Annotated in this window: 21 protein-coding genes and 1 pseudogene; 7 read left to right on the forward strand and 15 right to left on the reverse strand. The window is 72.7% G+C overall.

All coding sequences use genetic code 11. The features are described 5' to 3' along the window. The first annotated feature begins 253 nt into the window (after nt 1-253). Together Q5425_RS05040 and Q5425_RS05045 are read left to right on the forward strand one after the other, a co-directional pair. Nucleotides 254-643 carry an Lsr2 family protein gene (locus Q5425_RS05040; RefSeq protein WP_308670904.1) on the forward strand — a complete coding sequence of 130 codons (390 nt, stop codon included), beginning with the start codon at nt 254-256 and terminating at the stop codon, nt 641-643. Nucleotides 644-993: 350 nt separating this feature from the next. Beyond that, on the forward strand, nt 994-2,382 hold the full coding sequence (locus tag Q5425_RS05045; RefSeq protein WP_308670905.1) for an alpha/beta hydrolase: 1,389 nt from the start codon (nt 994-996) through the stop codon (nt 2,380-2,382). 52 nt (nt 2,383-2,434) lie between these two features. Here the strand turns inward: Q5425_RS05045 and Q5425_RS05050 are convergent, their stop codons facing one another. Further along, nucleotides 2,435-4,459: an AMP-binding protein gene (locus Q5425_RS05050; protein ID WP_308670906.1), complete on the reverse strand. Its 2,025-nt coding sequence runs from the start codon at nt 4,457-4,459 to the stop codon at nt 2,435-2,437. A gap of 226 nt (nt 4,460-4,685) precedes the next feature. Further along, nucleotides 4,686-4,973: a hypothetical protein gene (locus tag Q5425_RS05055; protein ID WP_308670907.1), complete on the reverse strand. Its 288-nt coding sequence runs from the start codon at nt 4,971-4,973 to the stop codon at nt 4,686-4,688. A gap of 342 nt (nt 4,974-5,315) precedes the next feature. Here Q5425_RS05055 and Q5425_RS05060 point away from each other — a divergent pair, with 342 nt between their 5' ends. After that, entirely contained in the window at nt 5,316-6,017 is a 702-nt protein-coding gene (locus tag Q5425_RS05060) for a FadR/GntR family transcriptional regulator (RefSeq protein ID WP_308670908.1), read from the forward strand. A gap of 21 nt (nt 6,018-6,038) precedes the next feature. Here the strand turns inward: Q5425_RS05060 and Q5425_RS05065 are convergent, their stop codons facing one another. The 7 genes and pseudogenes from Q5425_RS05065 to Q5425_RS05090 form a co-directional block, all read right to left on the reverse strand. Beyond that, on the reverse strand, nt 6,039-7,064 hold the full coding sequence (locus tag Q5425_RS05065) for an ABC transporter permease (RefSeq protein WP_308670909.1): 1,026 nt from the start codon (nt 7,062-7,064) through the stop codon (nt 6,039-6,041). Further along, complete coding sequence (locus tag Q5425_RS05070; protein ID WP_396135133.1) at nt 7,057-8,211, reverse strand: ATP-binding cassette domain-containing protein; 1,155 nt, start codon at nt 8,209-8,211, stop codon at nt 7,057-7,059. The genes Q5425_RS05065 and Q5425_RS05070 overlap by 8 nt, the downstream gene beginning before the upstream one ends. After that, a pseudogene (locus tag Q5425_RS45705) lies at nt 8,103-8,555 on the reverse strand (ATP-binding cassette domain-containing protein); the annotation flags it as partial. The gene Q5425_RS05070 and the pseudogene Q5425_RS45705, both read right to left, overlap by 109 nt. 24 nt (nt 8,556-8,579) lie before the next feature. Beyond that, entirely contained in the window at nt 8,580-9,644 is a 1,065-nt protein-coding gene (locus Q5425_RS05075; protein ID WP_308670910.1) for a sugar ABC transporter substrate-binding protein, read from the reverse strand. Nucleotides 9,645-9,694: 50 nt separating this feature from the next. Continuing rightward, on the reverse strand, nt 9,695-11,017 hold the full coding sequence (locus Q5425_RS05080) for an enolase C-terminal domain-like protein (RefSeq protein ID WP_308670911.1): 1,323 nt from the start codon (nt 11,015-11,017) through the stop codon (nt 9,695-9,697). A gap of 475 nt (nt 11,018-11,492) precedes the next feature. Next, the gene (locus Q5425_RS05085; RefSeq protein WP_308670912.1) at nt 11,493-11,705 is read right to left on the reverse strand and encodes a hypothetical protein; all 213 of its coding nucleotides are present in this window, start codon (nt 11,703-11,705) and stop codon (nt 11,493-11,495) included. 55 nt (nt 11,706-11,760) lie between these two features. Further along, nucleotides 11,761-12,075, reverse strand: a complete 315-nt coding sequence (locus tag Q5425_RS05090) for a DUF5994 family protein (RefSeq protein WP_308670913.1) — start codon at nt 12,073-12,075, stop codon at nt 11,761-11,763. A 219-nt stretch (nt 12,076-12,294) separates the two neighbouring features. On the opposite strand from Q5425_RS05090, the gene Q5425_RS05095 reads away from it, so the two are divergent. Together Q5425_RS05095 and Q5425_RS05100 are read left to right on the forward strand one after the other, a co-directional pair. Beyond that, on the forward strand, nt 12,295-13,446 hold the full coding sequence (locus Q5425_RS05095) for a N(5)-(carboxyethyl)ornithine synthase (protein WP_308670914.1): 1,152 nt from the start codon (nt 12,295-12,297) through the stop codon (nt 13,444-13,446). Nucleotides 13,447-13,727: 281 nt separating this feature from the next. After that, nucleotides 13,728-17,051, forward strand: a complete 3,324-nt coding sequence (locus Q5425_RS05100; RefSeq protein ID WP_308670915.1) for a S8 family serine peptidase — start codon at nt 13,728-13,730, stop codon at nt 17,049-17,051. Here the strand turns inward: Q5425_RS05100 and Q5425_RS05105 are convergent. From Q5425_RS05105 to Q5425_RS05125, 5 genes are read right to left on the reverse strand one after another with little or no spacing between them, the layout of a single operon-like run. Beyond that, nucleotides 17,026-17,589, reverse strand: a complete 564-nt coding sequence (locus Q5425_RS05105) for a hypothetical protein (RefSeq protein WP_308670916.1) — start codon at nt 17,587-17,589, stop codon at nt 17,026-17,028. The genes Q5425_RS05100 and Q5425_RS05105 overlap by 26 nt on opposite strands. 18 nt (nt 17,590-17,607) lie before the next feature. Then, nucleotides 17,608-17,781, reverse strand: a complete 174-nt coding sequence (locus tag Q5425_RS05110; RefSeq protein WP_308670917.1) for a hypothetical protein — start codon at nt 17,779-17,781, stop codon at nt 17,608-17,610. Continuing rightward, a complete protein-coding gene (locus tag Q5425_RS05115; protein WP_308670918.1) occupies nt 17,778-18,344 on the reverse strand; it encodes a hypothetical protein in 567 nt (188 codons plus the stop codon). Before Q5425_RS05115 ends, Q5425_RS05110 begins: the two co-directional genes overlap by 4 nt. Next, complete coding sequence (locus tag Q5425_RS05120) at nt 18,310-18,834, reverse strand: hypothetical protein (protein WP_308670919.1); 525 nt, start codon at nt 18,832-18,834, stop codon at nt 18,310-18,312. Before Q5425_RS05120 ends, Q5425_RS05115 begins: the two co-directional genes overlap by 35 nt. 15 nt (nt 18,835-18,849) lie before the next feature. Then, complete coding sequence (locus Q5425_RS05125) at nt 18,850-19,542, reverse strand: hypothetical protein (protein ID WP_308670920.1); 693 nt, start codon at nt 19,540-19,542, stop codon at nt 18,850-18,852. A gap of 135 nt (nt 19,543-19,677) precedes the next feature. Here Q5425_RS05125 and Q5425_RS05130 point away from each other — a divergent pair, with 135 nt between their 5' ends. Then, nucleotides 19,678-20,214, forward strand: a complete 537-nt coding sequence (locus Q5425_RS05130) for a MauE/DoxX family redox-associated membrane protein (RefSeq protein ID WP_308670921.1) — start codon at nt 19,678-19,680, stop codon at nt 20,212-20,214. A gap of 63 nt (nt 20,215-20,277) precedes the next feature. Here the strand turns inward: Q5425_RS05130 and Q5425_RS05135 are convergent, their stop codons facing one another. Then, a complete protein-coding gene (locus Q5425_RS05135; RefSeq protein ID WP_308670922.1) occupies nt 20,278-20,724 on the reverse strand; it encodes a hypothetical protein in 447 nt (148 codons plus the stop codon). A gap of 146 nt (nt 20,725-20,870) precedes the next feature. Here Q5425_RS05135 and Q5425_RS05140 point away from each other — a divergent pair, with 146 nt between their 5' ends. After that, on the forward strand, nt 20,871-22,052 hold the full coding sequence (locus tag Q5425_RS05140; RefSeq protein ID WP_308670923.1) for a histidine kinase: 1,182 nt from the start codon (nt 20,871-20,873) through the stop codon (nt 22,050-22,052). Nucleotides 22,053-22,062 lie beyond the last annotated feature (10 nt).

Consider the following 22,062-nt stretch of genomic DNA (forward strand, 5'->3'; position numbering starts at 1 on the left):
TCCGGCCGTCACCCGGCTCGCCGAAGTTGTTCTTCACCCGTTGAGGCGACGTTGCACCAATTCACGGACCCCCCGCTCACCTCGGCACCCGCCGTGCTTCCGCTCCGATGCGGGCAATTACGCCGAACGGACCCGCCCCGTTTCCCGGTGGGGGAAATTTCCTTTCCGGCCCGGTTGTCGATACACTTCCCGACGGACGCTGCGCATTGTGCTGTCGCGTTCCTGGACACACATCCACCAAGAGGAGCATGAAGTGGCCCAGAAAGTCTCCGTCGAGATCCTCGACGACATCGACGGCAGCACCGCCGCCCAGACCGTGCAGTTCAGCCTCGACGGTGTCACCTTCGAAATCGACCTCTCGGACCGGAACGCGTCCGCCCTGCGCGGCGAACTGGCCCGCTACATCGGCGCCGGCCGCCGCGTCGGCGGGCGGAAGGCCCGCGCGGCCACCGGCCAGTCGACCACCGCCTCCGACCGCGAGCGCAACCAGCAGATCCGGGCCTGGGCGAACGCGAACGGCTACGAAGTCTCCGAACGCGGCCGACTCTCCTCCGAAGTGGCCGCCGCCTACGAACGAGCGCACGGCAGCGAAGCGGAATCGGCCGCCCCGTCGCCCCGAAAGCGCAAGAAGGTCGCCGCTTGACCCCGATTACGGTGGTTTTTGCCGGGCGAAGCCGCCGAAGTACGCGCAGCCGAGGCCGAGGGAAAGAACAAGACCGTTTCTCCGCCGAATCGCCGTGCAGCCTCGAGGTCACCGATCACCGGATGACCCGGAGGACGTGAACTCGACGCGGAACAGGAATACCGACCACCCGGTACGCCGAACTGGACGGCGGCGGCTGTGGTCGCGGTGGAGAACAGCCGGGCCGCCGGCGCGCGCAGTCGCGCCGGCCGGCCTCCGGGAGCGCTCCCGCCGACCGATCCGCCCTTGTGGGCCGGACCCGGGGAGCCCTACGGTCGGAGGCTCCGGGTCGGCGCGGGGAGGAGCCTCGGATGTGGGGAACGGTTCTGGCGAGCGCACTCCTGCTGGCCGGCGGCACCCCCGCCGTGGCGGAGGCCGCTTGGTCGCCGTCGCCGATCGTCTGGGCGGCCTGCCCCGACGACCCGGACAGCCCCGGTGCGCCGGACGGCGAGTGCGGCACGCTGCGGGTGCCGCTGGACTGGAACCGGCCGGCCGGGCCGTCGATCTCACTCGCGCTGGGCCGCCACCGGGCCACCGATTCCGCACACCGCCTCGGGGTGCTGCTGGCCGATTTCGGCGGCCCCGGCTCGTCGAACGCGGAAATCGCGCTGACGCCGGGGGTGTACAGCCCGGAGGTCCGGGCCCGCTTCGACGTCGTGGGCGTCGACGTGCGCGGCACCGGCCGCAGCGAGTTCATCCGGTGCGAAACCACGACCGCCCCGCCGGGCACCGAACCGCGGAACCGGGCCGAGTTCGACGCACTGCGGGCGTACCACCGGAAAGCGGTCGCCGACTGCCGCGCGCACAACCGCCCCGTCTTCGATCACGCGAACACCGCCGACAACGCCCGGGACATGGACGCGGTCCGCCGCGCGCTGGGCGAGGCCCGGATCAGCTTCCTCGGCATCTCCTACGGCACGCTGCTGGGCCAGCAGTACGCCGAACTGCACGGCGACCGGGTGCGGGCGATGGTGCTCGACAGCTCCATCGACCACAGCGCCGACGTCCGGCGCTTCCTGGGCGACCGGGCCACCGCCGCGGACGAGCTGTTCCGGCAGTTCGCCGCGTGGTGCGACCGGACGACGACCTGCGCGCTGCACGGCCGCGACGTCCTGGCCGCCTGGGAGCAGGCCCTGGCGATCACCGGTAACGGGCCCGACCTGCGCGACCGGGTGTTCAAGGACATGTACGGCCCGAACTGGGACGACCTGGCCGAGGCGATCGCCGGCACCCTGGCCGGCCGGCCGCCGGTGTCCGCGCAGTTCGAGTACAACTACGCGTCGATCCGCTTGGCCGTCGTCTGCCAGGACTTCGACCTCCGGATCCGGGACTTCGCGCAGTACTCGGCGTTGCACGCCGAAGAGCTGCGCCGCGGGCCGATCATGCGGGGCAGCATGCTGAGCCACGACGAAGCGGTGGCGTGCCTGGGCGTCCCCGGCCCGCCGGCGAACCCGCCGCACCGGCTGAGCATCCCGCGAGCGCCGCGGATCCTGCTGCTGAACGCCCGCTACGACCCGGCGACCCCGTACGCGTGGGCCCTCGCCATCCACCGCCAGGCACCGGCGAACACGACCTTGCTGACGTACGAGGGCTCGGGCCACGGGGTTTTCGAGCGCACGCCCTGCACCCTGTCGGCCGTGAACCGTTACCTGCTGACGCTGCAGCTGCCCCCGCACGACGTCAGCTGCCCGGCGGCCTGACCTCCCGGTACTCGCGGTCCGGCAGCGCCCGCGGGGTAGCTGCCGGCCCGAGTCACCAGCGGTAGTTGCGGCGCAGGGCCCGCTTGACCACCTTGCCGGTGGCGTTGCGCGGCAGCGAGTCCACGAACACGACGTCCCGCGGCACCGCGAACCGGGCCAGCCGCTCCCGCACGTGGGACCGCACCGAGTCGACGTCCAGCCGGGCCCCCGGCGCGAGCACGAGGTAAGCCGCCAAGCGCTGGCCGTACTTGGGGTCGTGGACGCCGACCACCGCCGCCTCGCGGACTTCCGGCAGGGTCAGCAGGACTTCCTCCACCGCGGCCGGGGCCACGTTCTCGCCGCCGGACACGACCATCTCGTCTTCGCGGCCCTGGACGAACAGCAGGCCGTTGGCGTCGACGTACCCGCGGTCGCCCGTGTCCATCAACCCGTCGCGGACGTCCAGCTGCGCGCCGTCGGTGTACCCGTCGAACAGCAGGCGGTTGCCGACGTACAGCCGGCCGGTCACGCCGGGCGGGACCGGGTTGCCCGCGCGGTCCAGGACGCGGATCGCCGTGCCGATCGGGGGACGGCCCGCCGTGCCGTGGGCCGCCCGGAGTTCCCGGGGGCCGGCGATCGCCGCCCACGACACCTCCGTCGAGCCGTAGAGGTTGTAGAGGATGTCGCCGAACGCGTCCATGAACTCCTCCCCCAGCCGGCCCGGCAGCCCCGCGCCGGAGCTCGCGACCACGCGCAGCGAAGAAATGTCGTAGCGGGTCCGCGTTTTCTCGGGCAGGTCGAGCAGCCGCCGCAGCATCGTCGGCACCGCGAACAACGCCGTGCACCGCCGGCGCTCGATCATCGCCAGCGTCGCTTCCGCGTCGAACCGCCTGGGCAGCACCAGACCCGCGCGCAACGCCATGCCGAGCTGGAGCGCCGCCAGGCCCCACGTGTGGAACAGCGGCGCGGCCACCAGGATCGGTTCCCCGGCCCGCAACGGGATTTCCGACAGGACCGCGGCGGCGTCGGCGACGCTGTGCGGGGTCGGACGGCGCGCGCCCTTCGGCGGGCCGGAGGTGCCCGAGGTGAGCACGACCAGCCGGCCGGGCCGCTCCGGCGGGGAGATCCGGGCGAGCGGCTGCGCCTCGATCAGCTCTTCGATGGTCGGACCGTGCCACCCGCCACCGGGTGGCCAGGTCCACAGCTGCGGGACGTCCGGCGGCAGCTCGGCGCGCAGGGCGGCGAACTCGGCGTCGGCGAGCACCAGCCGCGACCGCTGCCGCACGGCGAACTCGGCGGCCTGGCCGAGCGCCAGCCCGGTGTTCATCAGCGCCACGTCCGCACCCAGCTTGCTGCAGGCGATCATCGCCTCGACCATCGCGTTGTGGTTGCGGCACATCAGGAGGACCCGCGTGCCCTCGGTGATCCCGTAGCGCTGCAGCACCGCGGCCAGCCGGGTGGTGCGCTCGTCGACCTCCCCGAAGGTCCGCTCGGACCGCTCGTCGCAGAGCGCCAGGGACCCGGGTGCGCGGCGCCCCGCCGCCTCGTAGCCGCCGGCCAAGGTCGAGCCCCAGCGGCCCACGGACCTCAGCTGCCGCAGCGTTCCGGTGGGCTGAGCCGGGGTGAGGACCCCGGCCCGGACCAGGATCCGCGCGAGTTCGCGCTTCGACGGGCGGGCCGGGAGCGCGTCCGCCGCCGGCACCCCGCCGAGGTGGTCGCCGATCGCCGCGATCGCGTCGAGGATCCGCTGCCGGATCCGCGGGACCGCGGGCGAACGGCCGTCGAGCAGCGTGAGCAGGACGGTGAGCGCGGTGCCTTCCGGCACCGGCCGCAGCACGACGGACATCCGGTGCGGCCTGCCCTCGACGCCGGACCACGCCAGGTGCTCGTCCCGGCGGTGGACGAAGATTTCGGCCGCACCCTCGCCGCCGGCCCGGTACCGGTAGCGGGCGCCCCGCCCGGTTGTCTCCGAAACCGGCTCACACGAGGTGATCCCGCGGACGAACCGCGGGTAGAGGTGCGGGCTGCCGACGATCGTCCACACCGCCGAGGGTGAGTGCGGCACGGTGGCGGTGATCTCGACGAGTTCGGGCTCCATCGACGTCGGTCACCCAGCCACCCGGCTCGGCCGCCCGGGCGGTGCCACCGGCGAGATCGTCATGACTGGAGTTCTCCCTTGCCGGCGCGGAGTTCGGCCTTTTGGCCGGTACGCCGAGCATCCGTTTGCACCGACCGGCGTGTCAACACGGGTCCGGACGATTCGACGGATTAAACCACGAAGAGCGCGGAAAACCCGGTGAACCGCCGAAGTCTTCACGTGCTCCTCACGCCGGGCGGTCACCGCGGACCGGGCGCCGCTCCCGGGCGGCCGTCCACTCCTGGGCCGCGGACCCGGGCGCGGGCACCTCCGGCCGCGCGCCGTCCATTGTGGACTCGCCGGCCACCGACAGGACGCGGCCCGCGTTCGCCGGCGTGGCGTACCCGCTGGGCTGCCGCGTGATCACCCACTGCGTCGCCGTGGTCTGCTGGACGACCGCCGTGCCTTCGACGCCGAGGTCCAGTCCGGAGTGGTCGTTCGTCAACGTGCAGCCCGCCCGGCTGTGGCTCGTCACCGGCACCCGCGCCGAGCCGTGTCCGCATCACCGTCGAGAACGAGAAGCTCACGTCGGTCACCGCCGTCGGGAAGCCGTGCAGGCGGGCACCGCCGGCATCGACGTCCGCGACCCCGGCGGCTGGGCGGGCCCGATCGGCGAGCGAGCTGCTGCACCACCACGCGATCAACGGCGGCGGGCGGGACATCGCGGTGGCCCTTCGAAGCCTGCTTTCACCGGCCCAAGACATCACATGTCTCAGCGCTCAGAACACTCAGACGCGCGACCTCCCGCCCACTTCCCGGATAGACATCATACGACCCTTAGAATGGCCGGAGCAGGACCCACCGTCCGAGGAGCGCCATGGCGAGGTCGTTGACCGACGAAGCGATCGACCGGATCCGGGAGTTCGTCCGATCCGGCCGGTTCCCGGCGGGCGCCAAGCTGCCTCCCGAACACGAACTGGCCACCGAGCTGGGGATTTCCCGCAGCCCCACCCGGGAAGCCGTGAAGGCGCTGGCGCTGGCGCGGGTCCTCGAAGTCCGCCGTGGCGACGGCACGTACGTCACGAGCCTCGCGCCGAGCCTGCTCTTGGAGGGCCTCGGCAGCGCGGTGGCGCTGATGCAGGGCGGGAGCGTCCTGGAGCTCACCGAAGTGCGCCGGCTCCTGGAGCCCGCGGCGACCGGCGTGGCCGCCACCCGCATCACCGACACCCAGCTCCGCACGGTCGGCGAGCTGCTCGACGCGATGCACGAAGCGATCGAGGACGTCGAACGCCTCACCGTGCTCGACGCCGCCTTCCACCGGGCGGTCGTCACCGCGACGGGCAACGAGACCCTCACGGCGGTCCTGGACGGGATCTCCTCGATGACCCTGCGCGCGAGGATCTGGCGCGGCACCGTCGACCGGGGCGTCACGCACGTGACGCTGTCACAGCACAAAGCCATCTACGACGCGCTCGCCGACCGCGATCCCGCGGTGGCCACCGCGGCCGCGCTGATGCACGTCGACACGTCCGAACGCTGGCTGCGGGCCCACCTGGCCGACCTCCGGGAACTCGGCTGATCGGTCCCGGTGGCGCGGCCGTCAGGTCTGGCGCTTGCCGCTGGTGATGCGGGACATCACCAGCGCGATCAGGATGATCGCGCCGTTGAGCGCGCCGATCCACTGGGCAGGCACCCCGGCCAGGGTCAGCACGTTCTGGATCATGTACAGCAGCAGGATCCCGGTGAACGCGCCGAACAGCGTGCCACGGCCGCCGTTCAGGCTCACCCCGCCGATCACCGCGGCGGCGAACACCGTGAAGATGTAACCGTTGCCCTGCGCCGCCGCCACCGACGCGAGCCGGCCGGACAGCAGCAGCCCGCCGAGCGCGGCCAGCACGCTCGCGCCGATCAGCACGATCCACCCGATCCGGTCGGTCCGGATGCCCGCGGCCTTCGCCGCGTCCTCGTTCCCGCCGATCGCGTAGAGGCTGCGGCCGAACCGGGTGTAGCCGAGCAGGACGATCCCGCCGGCGAACAGCAGCACGCAGACCCAGATCGACGCCGGGATCCCGGCCCACAGCGTGGTGCCGAGGTAGAGCACCGAATCGGGCAGGCCGAAGAAGGTCTGGCCACCGGAGATCCCGGTCAGCAGGCCGCGCAGCACGATCAGCATGCCGAGGGTGACGACGAACCCGCTCAGCCCGAACCGCACGATCAGCAACGCGTTGAGCGCCCCCACCACCACACCGACCAACAGCACCACCGGCACCGCGGTCCAGGACGGCAGCAGCCCCAGGGAATGCCCGCCCCCGATCGTCAGCCAGGCCGCCACGCCCGGCGCGAGACCGAAGGTCGATTCCAGCGAGAGGTCCATCTTGCCGACGATCAGGACCATCGTCTGGGCGAGGACCAGCAGGGCGATCTCCGACATCGTCTGCAGGATGTTGAGCACGTTGTCGTACTGGAGGAACACCGGGTTCACCAGCTGGCCGACGACGGCGATCGCGACGATCCCCGGCACCAGCGCGAAATCACGCAGGCGGGCGAGGGCGATGCGCCGGCTCGGCCGGGTGGCGCCGGGTCCGGTCCGCGGCGGGACGCCCACCGCGGCGGGGCTGTCAGGCATCGAGGTCGACTCCTTCCATGGCGGCCACGACCTCGCGGTCCGGCCGGCCGGCGGCGATTTCGGTGGTGAGCCTGCCGTGGACCACGACCAGCAGCCGGTCGCACAGGCGCAGGTCGTCCAGCTCGTCGGAGGCGATCAGCACCGCGGTGCCCGCCGCGGCGGCCTCGGCGACCTTGTCCAGGAGGAACTCCTTCGACCGCACGTCGACCCCGGCGGTCGGGGTGATCAGCACGAGCAGGCGCGGGTCGCCCGCGAGCGCCCGCGCCATGACGACCTTCTGCTGGTTGCCGCCGGAGAGAGCCGACACCGGGAGCTCCGGCCCGGGCGTCTTCACCGCCAGCCGCGTGATCAGCTTCCCGGCGAGCCGGTCGCGCAGGCCCGACCGGACGAAGATGCCGGGACCGAGCCGGTCCAGCACGCTCATCGTGGTGTTGTCCGCAATGGACATCTCCGGCACGAAACCCTGGTGGTGGCGGTCTTCCGGGACAAAACCGATCCCGGCGGCCAGCGCGGACGGGACGTCGCCGGGCCGCGGCCGCCGGCCCGCGACGAAGACCGTCCCGGAGGTGGGCTTGCGCAGCCCGGCCAGTGTCTCGGCGAGTTCGGTCTTGCCGCTGCTGCCCGACCCGGCCAGCCCGACGATCTTTCGGGCGCGACGTCGAACGACACGGCTTCGTAGTGCGGAGCGAGACTCAGGTCGTCGACCCGGAGCAGGGGGCCGGCGCCGGCCCGGACCGACGAGGGGCGCTCTTCGGCCACGGTTGCGTTCTCCCCCGTCATCGCTGCGACGAGGCCGGCCTTCGGCAGCTCGGCGACCGGCGCGGTGAGGACGTGCCGGGCGTCCCGGTACACCGTCACCGTGTCGCAGATCTCGTACACCTCCTGCAAGTGGTGGCTGATGAACAGGAACGTGACACCTTGGCGCTGCAGCTCGGCGATGTGCCCGAACAGCCGGGTGATGGCGGCGCCGTCGAGCTGCGCGGTCGGCTCGTCGAGGATGACGAACCGGGCGCCGAACGACAGCACCCGCGCGATCTCGACGAACTGCCGCTGCTCCACGCTCAGCTCGCGGGCCGGGCGGTGCACGTCGACGTCCACCGACCAGCGTTCGAGCAGTTCGGCGGCCGAGCGGCGCAGCGCGGCCCAGCGGACGAGCCCGCCGCGGGTCTCCTGCCGGTTGAGGAACAGGTTCTCCGCCACCGACAGCTCGGGGATGATCGTCGACCGCTGGTAGACGCAGGCCACCCGCGACCGCCAGGCGTCCCGGTCGGCCAGGGCCGGGACCGGTTCCCCGTTCAGCCGCACGGTTCCGGCGTCCGGCCCGATCAGTCCGGTGAGGACGGACACCAGGGTCGACTTGCCCGCCCCGTTGCGGCCGACGAGTGCGTGCGTCTGTCCCGGTAGGACGGTCAGGTCGGCGTGGTCGAGCGCGACCGTGGCGCCGTAGCGCTTGACCACCTGACGGGCTTCGACGACCGGCACGGTGCTCATGTTCGCGTCCTCTCCGAAAACGCCTCAGCTCTTGCTGTTGCCCCACAGGGACCGGTCGTCGACCTTGACGCTGCTCACCGGCCCGAAGGTGCCACCGTCGGCGGTGACCAGCGGCGCGGCCAGCTGGTCCTCCATCAGGCCGTCGCGGACGGCCACGATGGTGCTGTCGTGGTCGGTCTTGCCCGGCGCCGGCGTCTTGCCCGCGATCGCGTCCTTGACGTACTGCAGGGCGTACTGGGCGAACAGGTCGGCGGGCTGGGACACGGTCGCGTCCATCTCCCCCGCCCGGATCTTGGCCAGCTCCTCGGGGATGCCGTCGTTGGACACGATGTACACGTGCTTCGGATCGGCCGCCGGGACGAGCAACCCACGCTGCTTCAGCAGCTGCAGCGTGCCGGACAGGGCGAAGCTGGACTGCATGTAGACGCCCTTGATGTCCGGGTTGGCGGTCAGCCGGGTCTGCAGCTTCTGGGCGGCGGTGCCGGCGTCCCAGTTGGTGGCCTCACCGAAGACGGTGATGCCGGGGAAGTCCTTCTTCATGCAATCGTTGAAAGCTTCGGTGCGGTCCCGGCCGTTGATCGAGGCGAGGTCGCCCTGCAGCATGACGACCTTGCCCCGGCCGGCGAGCTTGGTGCCGAGGAACCGGCAGGCCTTCTCGCCGTAGGCGCGGTTGTCCGCCCGCACCACCATGTAGACGTTGCCCTGGTCCGGCCGGGTGTCGACGGACACGACCGGGATCTTCTTCGCGGCCAGCTGCTGCAGGGTCGGGATGATCGCCGCCGTGTCCTGCGGCGCCATGACCACGCCCTTGACGCCCTGGCTGATCATCGTCTGCACGTTGGCCGTCAGGTTGGCCACGTCGTTCTGCGAGTTCGTGGTCTTGAGGTCGAGACCGAGCTGCCCGGCGAACCGGGGCACGTACTTGATGTAGGCGTTCCAGAAGTCGGTGTCCGAGCGCGGGTAGTCGACCCCCACGACGGTTCCCCCCGACGCGGCGGTGGAACCGCCGCCGCTGCAGCCGGCCAGTGCGGCCGCGGTCAGGACGCCGGCTGTGACGACAGCGGCGGCCCCCAGGTGCTGGAACTTCATGGCCTCTCCTCGTTGACGGGTTTCGGGCTACCGGGTCGGGACGCCGCCGGTCAGGCGACCACCACCGCGTCCTGCTGCCAGGCCGGTCCGTCGGGAAACCGGTACCGCGCCACGGATTCGTCGTGCAGCCGCGCGCCGAGCCCCGGCTCCCGCGGAGCCAGGTAACGCCCCCGCTCGATCCGCACCGGGTCGACGAAGTGCTCGTGCAGGTGGTCGACGTACTCGATGACGCGGTCGGTCCGGGTGCCGCTCACCGCGACGAAGTCGAACATCGACAGGTGCTGCACCATCTCGCACAGCCCGACCCCGCCCGCGTGCGGGCACACCGGGACGCCGAACTTCGCGGCCAGCAGGAGGATCGCGATGTTCTCGGTCACCCCGGCGACCCGGCTCGCGTCGAGCTGCAGGACGTCGATCGCCTCCGCCTGCAGCAGCTGCTTGAACACCACCGCGTTGGGGGTGTGTTCGCCGGTGGCCACCTTGATCGGCGCCACCGCCCGGCGGATCGCGGCGTGGCCGAGCACGTCGTCGGGCGAGGTCGGCTCCTCGATCCAGTACGGGTCGAACTGCGCCAGCGGCCGGAGCCATTCGATGGCCTGGCCGACCCCCCAGGCCTGGTTGGCGTCGATGGCGATCCGCACGTCCGGCCCGACGACCTCGCGCGCCAGCCGCAGCCGGCGGACGTCTTCGTCGAGATCGGCGCCGACTTTGAGTTTGATCTGGGTGAACCCGTCCTCGACCGCCGCCGCCGCGAGGGCCGCCAGCTTCTCCGGGGAATAGCCGAGCCAGCCCGGAGTCGTGGTGTAGGCGGGAAAACCGGACTCGAGCAGCTCGGCCTGGCGGGCCGCGCGGCCCGGTTCGGCGCGGCGGAGGATGTCGAGGGCTTCGTCGCGGGTCAGCGCGTCCTGCAGGTACCGGAAGTCGACCAGGTCGGCCAGCTCCTCGGGCGGCAGCCCGGCCAGCAGCCGCCACACCGGCTTGCCTTCGCGGCGGGCGCGCAGGTCCCAGGCCGCGTTGACGATCGCGGCCGCAGCCATGTGGATCGCGCCCTTGTCCGGGCCCAGCCACCGGAGCTGGCTGTCCCCGGTCAGCCGGCGGGAGAAGCCGCCGAGGTCGGCGAGCGCGGCGGCCACCGGCATCCCCACGACCAGGGGCACGAGCGCCCGGACGGCGGCGACCTCGACGTCGTTGCCGCGTCCGACGGTGAAGGCGAGCCCGTAGCCCTCCTCGCCGGCACTCGTGCGGATGGTCACGTACGCGGCCGAGTAGTCGGGTTCCGGGTTCATCGCGTCCGAACCGTCCAGGCTCAGCGAAGTCGGGAAGCGGACGTCCACGGCGTCGATGGCGCTGATCACTTCAACCACCGAGGCCACCTCCCGCTCGACGCAGACAACATATGTATGGCTACGCGGCGGCTCGGCGAATGTCCAGTGTTGGGCCGTAACACGGCAATAACTTGGACGAGCAGTAACTGGTGACTACGGTACGTGCGTTTAGATGTGATGACTCGGCGACAATTTGATCGAGACATCATATGTCTGCTACGGTCCCCGCGACGCGCGCCGGCACGCACCAAGCGGGCGGGCGCGGCCGCGGAGCCGCTCATCGCCGGATCGAACGCGGTCTCCGCCCAGGGCCACAGGTCCCGGAGTTGCCAGTGCGCTGCGAACGCCGTTGATCGACGGCCTGCCGCCGTCCGAACGCGGAACCGCGACCGGCGGATAGGGGCGCGGGACGCGGCGGTTCGAAGCTCCGGAGTTACCGTCGCGGTTCTCGGGCCTGAACGACCGCGGAACGCACAAATAGACGGTGGTGCCCGCGGTCAGCGGGCGCCGACGTAGCTGCGGTTCAGCGGCCGCGGCGGCCCGACGGGTCGTGGGCGCGGGTGGTCGCCGCGCGGTGCCTCCGCTGCGGGCCCGGGGTGGTCTCGCCGTCGGCGGCGGGTTCCGGGGTGTACACCGGCTGGCGGAACAGGCTCCCGTACCGGTCGCTCTGGGGCGCGGCGAGCGCTCCGGGGCGGGGTTCTTCGGCGACGGGGTGGCTGAACAGCGCACTGTCCACTGTAGAAGTAGTGATCGGGGATCCTTTCGTGGACGCCACCGGCGGTGGCGTGGGTTCAGGCGGGCAGCGGTACGCCGCCCGGGGTGGGCCCGGCGACGGCACCGGCGGTGCGCGGGTGCGCGCCGCCGCCGTCCGGGCCCGCGGTGGTCGCGAGGACGTGTTCCGCCTCGTCGGCGCCGGTTTCCGGCGGGACCACCAGCAGGGTCAGCCGTCGCCGGTCCCAGCCGACGACCGTCAGGGTGCCGCCGGATTGCGACCGGAAGCCCTCGAGCCGGACGACGCCGTCGTCGACGGTGAGCCGGCGGCCCGGCCCCGGCCACTCGCCGAGGCCGTAGGTGACCCGGTCGGTCCGGCCCAGCCGGGCGGCCACCGCCGCGAGCAGCGGGGGCAGCTCGGCGGCCAGGTCACGGGTGCGGGGCCACCGGCTTCAGCCGCAGGCGTGGCTCGCTGGCCGGCTTGGGGCCGAGGACGGCACAGGTTCGACCACTTGCGCACGAAATGCTCTCGGACAACACCCAGCGTACACGACGACTGCGCCGAGCAGCGCAAGCCGGTGTGTTAAGACTGGGTCCTAGCAAAAGGGGCCCCCTTGCAGCAGCTCAGTCTCGGCGTCATCGCGCGTTCACGGAAAGAGAACGAACGGCGGTTGCCGATCCACCCCCACCACCTCGACCGGATCGACGCCGATCTCCGGAAGAGCATCTACCTCGAACACGGCTACGGCGAACCCTTCGGCGTGCCCGACGAGGACCTGGCGGCCGCCGTCGCGGGGCTGCGCACGCGCGAGCAGCTCATCGCCGAATGCGACGTCGTCCTGCTGGCCAAGCCGCTGCGGGAAGACGTCGCCGGGATGCGGCCCGGTCAGGTGCTGTGGGGCTGGCCGCACTGCGTGCAGGACGCCGAGCTGACCCAGCTGGCCGTCGACCGGCGGCTGACCGTGATCGCCTTCGAGGCGATGAACCACTGGCGGCGCGACGGCTCGTTCGACCTGCACGTCTTCCACAAGAACAACGAACTGGCCGGCTACTGCTCGGTGCTGCACGCCCTGCAGCTGATCGGGTCGACCGGGGACTACGGACGGCGGCTGCGGGCCGTGGTGATCGGCTTCGGCGCGACCGCGCGCGGCTCGGTGACCGCGCTGAACGCCCACGGCATCCACGACGTCGACGTCCTGACCGCTCGCGGTCTCAGCGCGGTCGGCTCGCCGATCCACTCCGCGACGATGGTGCACCTCGACCACGACGGGAACAACCCCGGCGATCTGCGCCGCAGCCACGCGATCACCGACCACGGCCGGGTGCCGCTGGCCGGGTTCCTCGCCGAGCACGACATCGTCGTCAACTGCGTGCTGCAGGACACCGACGCGCCCCTGACCTTCCTCGTCGAAGACGACCTCGCCGCGTTCGCGCCCGGCAGCCTGATCGTCGACGTCTCCTGCGACGAAGGCATGGGTTTCAGCTGGGCCCGGCCCACGACGTTCGCCCGGCCGGCCTTCACCGTCGGCGACGGCGTCACCTACTACGCCGTCGACCACAGCCCGTCGTACCTGTGGAACTCGGCGACCTGGGAGATCAGCGAAGCCCTCCTGCCGCACCTGCGGGCGGTCCTCTCCGGACAGTCCACATGGGACGAGGACGAAACCGTCCGGCGCGCCGTGGAGATCCAGGACGGCACGATCCGCAACCCCGCCATCCTTTCCTTCCAGCACCGCTCGCCGGACTACCCGCACCCGCCGCGCTGAGCCCTCGCTCACCGCGAAATAGGTAACGGAGCCGGCAAGTTATTTGCCCACTTCCGGAAATGTCACCTTTCGCCGAATTCGACGCCCAGCTCGGCGGATCCCGATTCACGAGGACGCCGGATTGCACAATCCGCCCGCACGGATTATACGTTGTTCCGGCGACCGCCCAGGCTCGCGCTGCCGTGAAAAAACGATTCGAGGGTGTGAATTTTTCCGACCTTTCCGAACGGCGGACGGCGCGGGAAATCTGGGGAAAACGAGCTGAGGCGGAGGGTTCCGACATGCATCGAAGACCGATGGCGATCGCGGCGGTGATGACGGTGGTGCTGGCACAACCCGCGCCGGCGGCGGGGACGCCGGCCGCGGTGCCCCGCGGCGACGGCGATCCCGGGCAGGCGGTCACGCTGATCACCGGCGACCGGGTCCGGGTGCTGCCGGACCACCGCGGTGCCGGCACGGTAGTGGTCGAACCGGGGCCGGGCCGCGACGGGATCGGCTTCTTCCGCGCCACGAACACCGGCACGAACACCGCCGCGAACAGCGGCACGGGCAGCGGCGACATCACCGTGGTGCCGTCGGACGCGCTGTCCCTCGTGTCGTCCGGAAAATTGGATCCCCGGCTGTTCGACGTTTCCCGGCTGCTGAAGCAGCACCTCGACGACTCCGCGCCGGGCCTTCCCCTGATCGTCACCCATCCGGCCGCGGCTCCCGCGCCCACGCCGCCCGCCGCCACGACCGTCCGCACCCTGCCGAGCGTGCGCGGTGCGGCCCTGCGCCAGGACCGGCGCCGCGCGACGGAGTTCTGGAGCTGGCTCACCGCCGGGGCCGCGCTGCGGGCCGGGATCGACCAGGTGTGGCTGGACGGCCTGGCCGAGCCGGCCCTCGACGTCAGCGTGCCGCAGATCGGCGGCCCGGCCGCCTGGCAGGCGGGCTACACGGGCAGCGGCGTCACGGTCGGCGTGCTCGACACCGGCGTAGAAGCCGATCACCCGGACCTGGCGGGCAAGGTCGTGGAAGCGCAGGACTTCACCGGCACCAGGCCGGACGCGAGCGACGACCTCGGGCACGGCACGCACGTCGCCGGCATCATCGCCGGCACGGGCGCCGCTTCCGGCGGCCGTTACCGCGGTGTGGCGCCGGACGCCCGGCTGATCAGCGGCAAGGTCTGCGTCGCCTACGGCTGCCCGGAGTCCGCGGTGATCGCCGGCATGGAGTGGATCGCGCCGAAGGTGCGCGTGGTCAACCTGAGCCTCGGCGGCGACGCGACCGACGGCACGGATCCGGTGTCCCAGGCGGTGAACGCGCTCACCGGCCGGTACGGCACGCTGTTCGTCGCGCCGGCGGGCAACGACCGCTCGCTCGACCTCCCCGAACCGGGACCGGTCGTCGCGCCCGCCGCGGCGGATGCGGCGCTGGCCGTCGGCAGCGTCTCGGCCCAGGACACGACCAGCGCGTTCTCCAACCGCGGCCTGCGCCTCGGCGACCACGCGGTCAAGCCGGACGTCGCCGCGCCCGGTGAGGGCATCGTCTCGGCCCGGGCCGCGGGCACGCGCGACGGCGACACCGCTCCGGTGGACGCCGCCTACGCCCGGCTCTCCGGGACGTCCATGGCGGCGCCGCACGTCGCGGGTTCGGCGGCACTGCTGCTGCAGCGGCACCCGGACTGGCTCGCCGGCCGGCTCAAGTCCACGCTGACGAGCACCGCCAACCCCACCGCCGACGTCCTCGAGCAGGGGGCCGGCCGGGTCGACGTGGCACGCGCGGTCACCCAGCAGGTCACCGCCACCACGGGCAGCCTCGGTTACGGCTTCGTCGCCTGGCCCCGCACCGCGCCGGTCACGAAGACCGTCACCTACCGGAACGACGGCGACGCCGCCGTCACCCTGACGCTCACCACGGGCCCGGAGCCGCTGTTCACGCCGTCGGCGCCGTCCGTGGTGGTGCCCGCGCACGGCGAGGCCGACGTCGGTGTCACCCTCCGGGCGGGCCCGGCCGGTGCCGGGCCGCAGGGCGGCAGGCTGACCGCAACGGCGCCGGGGATCACCGTGCAGACCGCGCTCGGTGCGTTCCTGGAGCCGGAGAGCTACAACGTGTCCGTGCGGCTGATCGGCCGCGACGGGCGGTTCACCGCGGGCGTGGCCACGCTGGTCGACACCACGACGGGAGCCGCGTTCGGCGTCCGGCCCTTCCGCTCCGACGGCACGGCCGTGGTGCGGGTGCCCAAGGGGCGCTACGACCTCAACGCGTTCGACGTCTCCGGTGATCCCACCGGCCAGACCCGGCCGGCCGCGGTGACGCTGCTGTCCCGGCCCGGTCAGTCGGTGACCGGCGATGTCTCGGTCACGCTCGACGCGCGGGCGGGCAAACCCGTGCGCGCGGCGGTCGACCGCCGCGACGCGCGGCTGCAGGGCGGTGAACTGGGCCTGGTGTCCGGAAATCCGGCCGGGAGCCGCACCAGCACGCTCGCCTGGATCGTCCAGCCGGGCAACGAGCTGTACGCGGTGGGTTCGGGCGGCGAGGTCACCGACCACACCTACGCGCTGTACTTCCGGGCGACCCTGGCCGCCCGGCCGCCAGGGGCAGATCCGAACGGTTACGTCTACCAGCTGGCCTTCCTCGAGCGCGGCCGCGTGCCGGCCGACCCGGTCTTCCGGGTGCGCGACCGGGAGCTCGCGGTGGTCGACACCCGCTACCACACCCAGGGAAAACCGGCGGACAGCCTGCGCCTGGACGACGTCACCTTCGGCTTCCCGGGCGCCGACAGCGGCACCTACCAGCTGCTGCCGCAGGTGCTGCCGAGCCGGCGCACCGAGTACTACACGACCGGGGTGAGCTGGCAGCACCTCCTGGCGGTGTACCCGACGCCGCTGACCGACGCGGAGAACAGCTTCTCGTACCGGACCTACCGCGCCGGGCCCCAGCGCTCCGGCTGGAACCGCGCCCCGGTCGGGCCGGCCTTCGGCGCACCCCAGGACGGCTGGGGCGTGCTCCGCGCCGGCAACCAGCTGGTGTACGCGATCCCGCTGGTCTCGGGCAGCGACCCGGAGCAGTACACCGCGCCGCCGGGCGGGCTCACCGGCACGGCGACGCTGTCGCGCGACGGCGTCGTGCTGGGCACCACCGAGAACCCCGCCATCGGGGCGTTCACCATCCCGGACGGCCCGGGCACCTACACGCTGCGGTCCGTCGCCACGCGCAGCGTGCCGTGGTCGGTGGTGGGCACCCGGGTCGACGTGGCGTGGACGTTCACCGAGCCCGGTGCGGCGGCCCCGGCGAAACCGCTGCCGCTGATGGTGGTCCGCGCCGAGGGCGCGGTCGACGACCAGAGCCGGGCGCCGGCCGGCAAGCCGTTCGTGCTCGCGCTGACCGCGCAGCGGCAGCCGGGCGCCGGTGAGTTCCGGCTGGCGGAGCTGCGGGTCGAGTCGTCCGCCGACGACGGCACGACCTGGACGGCCGTCCCCGCCGTGCGCCTCGGGAACGGCGGCCTCGCGGTGGTGCGCAACCCGCCGGGCGAGGGGTTCGTGTCCCTGCGGATCACCGCGCGCGACGGGCAGGGCAACACGCTCACCCAGACCGTGATCAGGGCGTACCAGACCACGCCCTGACGGCGATCGCGGCGAGCGGGACGACGAAGGCGGCCCCGGTCAGGAACCTCAGTTCCCGGCCGTGGGCCCGCCATTCGCCGTCCCAGCCGTTGTCCGGGTCGTAGCGCAGGTTCGCCGTGGTCATCAGCGCCCGGCCGAGGCCGAACCCGGCACCCGCGCCCAGTGCGGCGGGCAGCGCGGCGGTGAGGGCCACGGCGGCCGCGGCGGCGTAGGGCAGGCCGCTGGGCAGGTAGGTGCGCGCGCCCGTGCCCATCTCGAACCCGAACTGCAGCGGGCCGAGGTGCCGGCCGTGCCGGAACACGGTTTCCGGCACCAGCCGCCGGTTTTCCGGCAGCCGGAACGACCACACCCCCGTCTCCCGCAGCAGCACGGCGCCCAGCGCCGCGGCCACGGCGGCCCAGCGGGCGAAGTCCGGAAGCGGGGCACGCAGCAGGGAACCGGCCACGATCAGGACGAGCGCCGCGCACGCGCCGCCGCAGACCAGTCCCGCGCAGAACGCGAGTGTCGGGGTGCCTCGCCAGACCGGCGAGCTCAGCACGAAGGCCGAGTTCCGGCTTCAACTGGAGCCGCTGGTGGCGAACCCCGCCGCCGCGCCCATGACGAGCCACGCGCTCGGCAGCAGCCCACCCGGCCGCACCAGCACGAGCGCGCTCGTCAAAACGGCCGCGAGCACCAGCCCGGCCGCGATGGTGCGCGGGTGCCACCGGCGCCGGGGAGTCCCGTGCGTCAAAGAACCGCCCGGCAGATGGTCAGGTACGTCTGGCCGGTGTACCCGGCGCCCCAGAAGGTGGAGAAGCCGTCCGAGCAGCGGTACACCTTCGAGTCCGGCGTCGTCCACCGCCACGCGTTCTTGCCGACGAACTGGCCGCAGGTGTTGGCCACCGGCTGGTGGTCGACCTGCAGGCCGCCTTCGTTGTAGGTGCCGTACTTGTGCCAGCCCGCCTCGCAGTAGGTGCTTCCCCGCCAGAAGCCGCCGAAGCAGGCGGCGTAGGTGGCGGTGTAGGTGCCGCTGGTGTCGGGGAGTTCGGCGTAGCCGGTGGGGTAGGCGTCCCGGCAGTCGTTGCGGTCGTAGCCGGGCATGCCGTACGGGCTGAACTCGGCGTTCGCCTTCCTGGTGCGGGACAGGCCGGACCAGTCGAGCGCGGTCGCGCCGAGCGTCAGCGCGCCGAGCGCCACCGCACGCAGGAACGTCCTGCGCGTGCCGCCGGCCTTCAGCTTCCGGCCCGCGCGGGTGTCCCCCGCATCCGGGCCGGGCCGGTCATGGTCGGGAATGTGCGCCAACACCAGGGTCACCGGTATCGCCTCCTGCCTCCGGGACGGCCCATTCGGCCAGTGTCGTGTCCACCTCGCCGGCCCGGACCGGGAGCAGCAGCCGGCGGACGCGGCCGGTCCCGTCGAGCAGCATCAGCACCGGCGGTGCCAGGTGGGAGATCGACCGCCACGCTTCGCCGTCGCTGATCACCGGCAGCCCGCGGGCCAGGTCCGTCCACGTGGTGGGCGGTTCGTGGGTCAGCAGGGTCGCGCCCGAGCCGAGCACGGCCAGCCGCTCGACCACCACCAGGCACAGCGGGCAGCCCGAATCGACCGCCGCCACGATCCGGCCGCCGTCCCCGGCGAACCGCGGGCCGAGGACCAGATCCGGGGGTACGGCCACAAATCCGTCCGTGCTGCGCGTGACCATCCCGCGCAGCAGCCGGACTTCGCGCAGGACGGCCGCGAGCCCGAAGAACAGCAGGATGATCGCCGCCCAGGTGAGGAGGGTGACCGCGATCGACGGCGGCATCGGCGTCCCCTCCCCTCAGCCCCGGGCCCAGGCGATGTCGATCCGGTCGAGCCAGTCGAGCCGGTCCCGCTCGGTCTTCGCCGCCGTGTCCGCCAGGTGCACCTCGGCCAGCCCCGCCGGGCACCCCAGGAGGAATGAGCGCGCGGAATCCTTCGTGTAGCCGGCCTTCCAGACTTCGCCGTGCTGCGTGCGGGCGCCCGCGTGCCGGGGGATCATGGCCGCGGCCTGCCGCGGCGCGGGAACGGACAGCGAACCGTGGTCCTTCACCACGATCACGAAGTGCTCGTTCGCCGGGTCCAGCAGGGTCGCCGCGCGGGGGACGACGGTCATGCCGTCGACGTGGTCTTCGATCCGCAGCGAGCCGAACAGGGCCAGCACGCGGTCGCGGCGGGGAGCCGGTCCGGCGTAGACCGTCATGAGCTCGTGGTACGCCCCGATCAGGGTGGCCACCGACGACTGCCCGTCGTGTGCCTCGGCGACGACCACTTCCCGGCCGTGCACGACCAGGCGTTCGCGGGTTCCGGCCGGCGCGACGTGGGTGCAGGCGAATTCGTGGTAGCCGCGCGGCCCGATCTGGAAGCCGGTGCCGTACGAACCGCCGACGAAGCGGACGCCGGCCACCACGTGGGACACGGGAGCCGCCGCGGGCAGGTCCACGGTCAGCCGGTCACCGCTCGGCGCCACCAACCGCAGCCGTTGTGTCGCCATGGGACCTCCGATTCCCCCGAATCCGATTCGCGAGACACTAGCCGACGGATTCGGCGGCGGCCACGATCGTTTCGCAACGGTTTCCGAATTGGTCCGAACGGGGACGGTATTTTTGTCGGTCGTTACCGTGGTTCCATGACCGTTTTCTGGACCGCCGGAATGACCGTCCTCACGGCACTCGGGGCGATTCTCCTGGCCGCGGCGGGCGTGGCCCACGCGGCGCGCCCGCGGGAGCACCGGGCCGTGCTGCGCGCCCACCGCCTCCTGCCGGCGGCGTCGGCGGCACCCGTGGCGGTGGCGGTCACCGCCGCGGAGGTCCTCGTGGGCGCGACCGTGCTCGCGGTCCTGCTCGCGGCGCCGGGCGCCGCGGTCCTGCCGTCCACCGCTCAAGCCGCGCTGTACTGCGCTTTTGCCGGTTACGCGGCGGTGCTGCGGACGCGCCGCCCGGGTCTGCCGTGCGGGTGCTTCGGCACGGCGGAGGTGTCGTGGGCGGTGGTGTCCCGAGCGGTCGTGCTCGCCGCGGGCAGCGCCGGGTGCGCGGTACTCGGCGCGCCCGAGCCGGTGCCGGACCGCTGGGCGTGCGTGGCGGCCGGGGTGGTCCTCGCGATGGCGAACCACCTCGTCCCGGTTTGGCGCGGAGCCAACTATCGAAAATCCGGCCGCTCCGCTTGATGATTTTTCCACGGTTTCCGGGACCGGCGGGAAAATCGGCGGACGGTTGCCGGAAAATCACCGTCAGCGGTTCGTTTCCCGGTTCAGCACCCGCAGGACGAGCCATTGGTCGAACCACGCGCCGGCGGTGGTCACGACGAGCATCACCAGCCCGATGACCAGGTGCCGGTAGCTGTGCAGCGGCGCGGCTTCGTCGGTCAGCTTCGCGAGCCCCACCTGCAGCAGCAGCCGCAGCGCCACCAGCACGACGACGAGTGCGAGCGCCTGCTTGCTGCGCCACACCGCGCGGAGGTACCGCCGTCGCCGGGACAGCAACGTGAACCACAGCGTCAGGTGCACCGCCAGGAGCACCAGCGGCAGGAACGCGACCCAGCCGTACCGGTCGCGGAACTGCACGCTGAGGTCGTTGCTCGCCACCAGCAGCCCGACGAGCACGAAGTACCAGCCGGGCAGGCCCTCGATGTCGCCTTCGACGGGCCGCGTGCCGGCCGTGGTTTCGGCCTCTCGCATGAGCAATCCTCCATTCGGGTCGTCCCCCGAGTCTTGCGGGGACCCACTCACCCGCGATCGGACGGCGGTACGAGATCACCGCCGCCGTCTCGTACCCGGGTACGAGATTCGCGGCGCGGAGGCGCGCGGTGGGGCACCATCGGCAGATGACCTTCGCCCGCCACCCGCGGATCCCGTGGACCGGCCGCCGTGGCCCGCTCGTGGCCGAGGCGGCCGTCCTCGGCGCGCTCGTGGTGCTCGACACCGTCCTCGCGGCCCGGGCGGGCCCCGGCCGGGGCGAGTTCGCCTCCATCGCCATCGAGTTCGCGCCGGGGGTCGGGCCGGTCGTGGCGCTGCTGGCCGTGCTGCGCCGCCGGTTCCCGGACCACATCGCCGGTCTGGCCGCCGCCGTCTCCGGGTTGTCGCTCCTGGGCACGGCCGTCGCGGCGGCATTGGCCGTGACGGGGGCGCGGCTCCCGCCCCAGCCCGGCGCGGCCGAAGCCCTCGCGCTGGCGCTGATGGTCGGCGCGTGCTGCCACCGGCTCTCGCCGAAAGCGGCCACCGTGCAGGCGGTCCTCGGCGGCTGCGCCGCGACACTGGCCCCGATCCTGCGCTACGGCGCCGAAACGCCGTCCGCGCTCTACGCCGCCGGGGCCGCGGTGGTCTGGGGCGGTGCGCTCGCCGGCGGCCTGGTCCTGCGCGACGCCGACGTCCGCCACCGCGTCGACGTGCTCGAGCTCCGCAACGCCGAACGGCTGCGGCTGGCCCGGGAACTGCACGACCTCGTCGCCCACCAGATCACCGGCATCGTCGTGCGCGTCCAGGCCGCGCACCGCGTCGCCGAGCGCACCGGCGGCGACACCGCGACCTTCGCCGAGCTCGAAACCGCCGGTGCGGCGGCTCTGTCCGCGATGCGCCGGCTGGTCGGGGCGCTGCGGACCGGCGACGAAGACCTCTTCGTCCCGCCGGCCGACCTCGCCACCGCCGTGGACCGCGCGGTCCCCGACGACGACCGCATCCACCTCGACGTCAGCCCCGATCTCGGCGCGCTCCCGGTCGCGCCGGAGGTCGTCACCACCGCGCACCGGCTGCTCACCGAGTCGCTCACCAACGTCCGGCGGCACGCGCCCGACGCCGCCGAGGTGCGGGTGCTCGTCCGCCACGAGCCGCCCGGCGAGCTGCGGGTCGAGGTGGTCAACGACGGCGCCGCCCGGCCCGCCCGCCGGGGCGGCTACGGCCTGCTGGGGATGGCGGAGCGGGTGGCGGCGGTGGGCGGTACCGTGCAGGCGGGTCCGGCGGGCGGCCGGCGCTGGCGCGTCGTCGCGCGGCTGCCGCTCGAACCGGGCTGAGGCGAGGGGA

This window comes from Amycolatopsis sp. A133, from assembly GCF_031082405.1.
Classification (GTDB): Bacteria; Actinomycetota; Actinomycetes; order Mycobacteriales; family Pseudonocardiaceae; genus Amycolatopsis.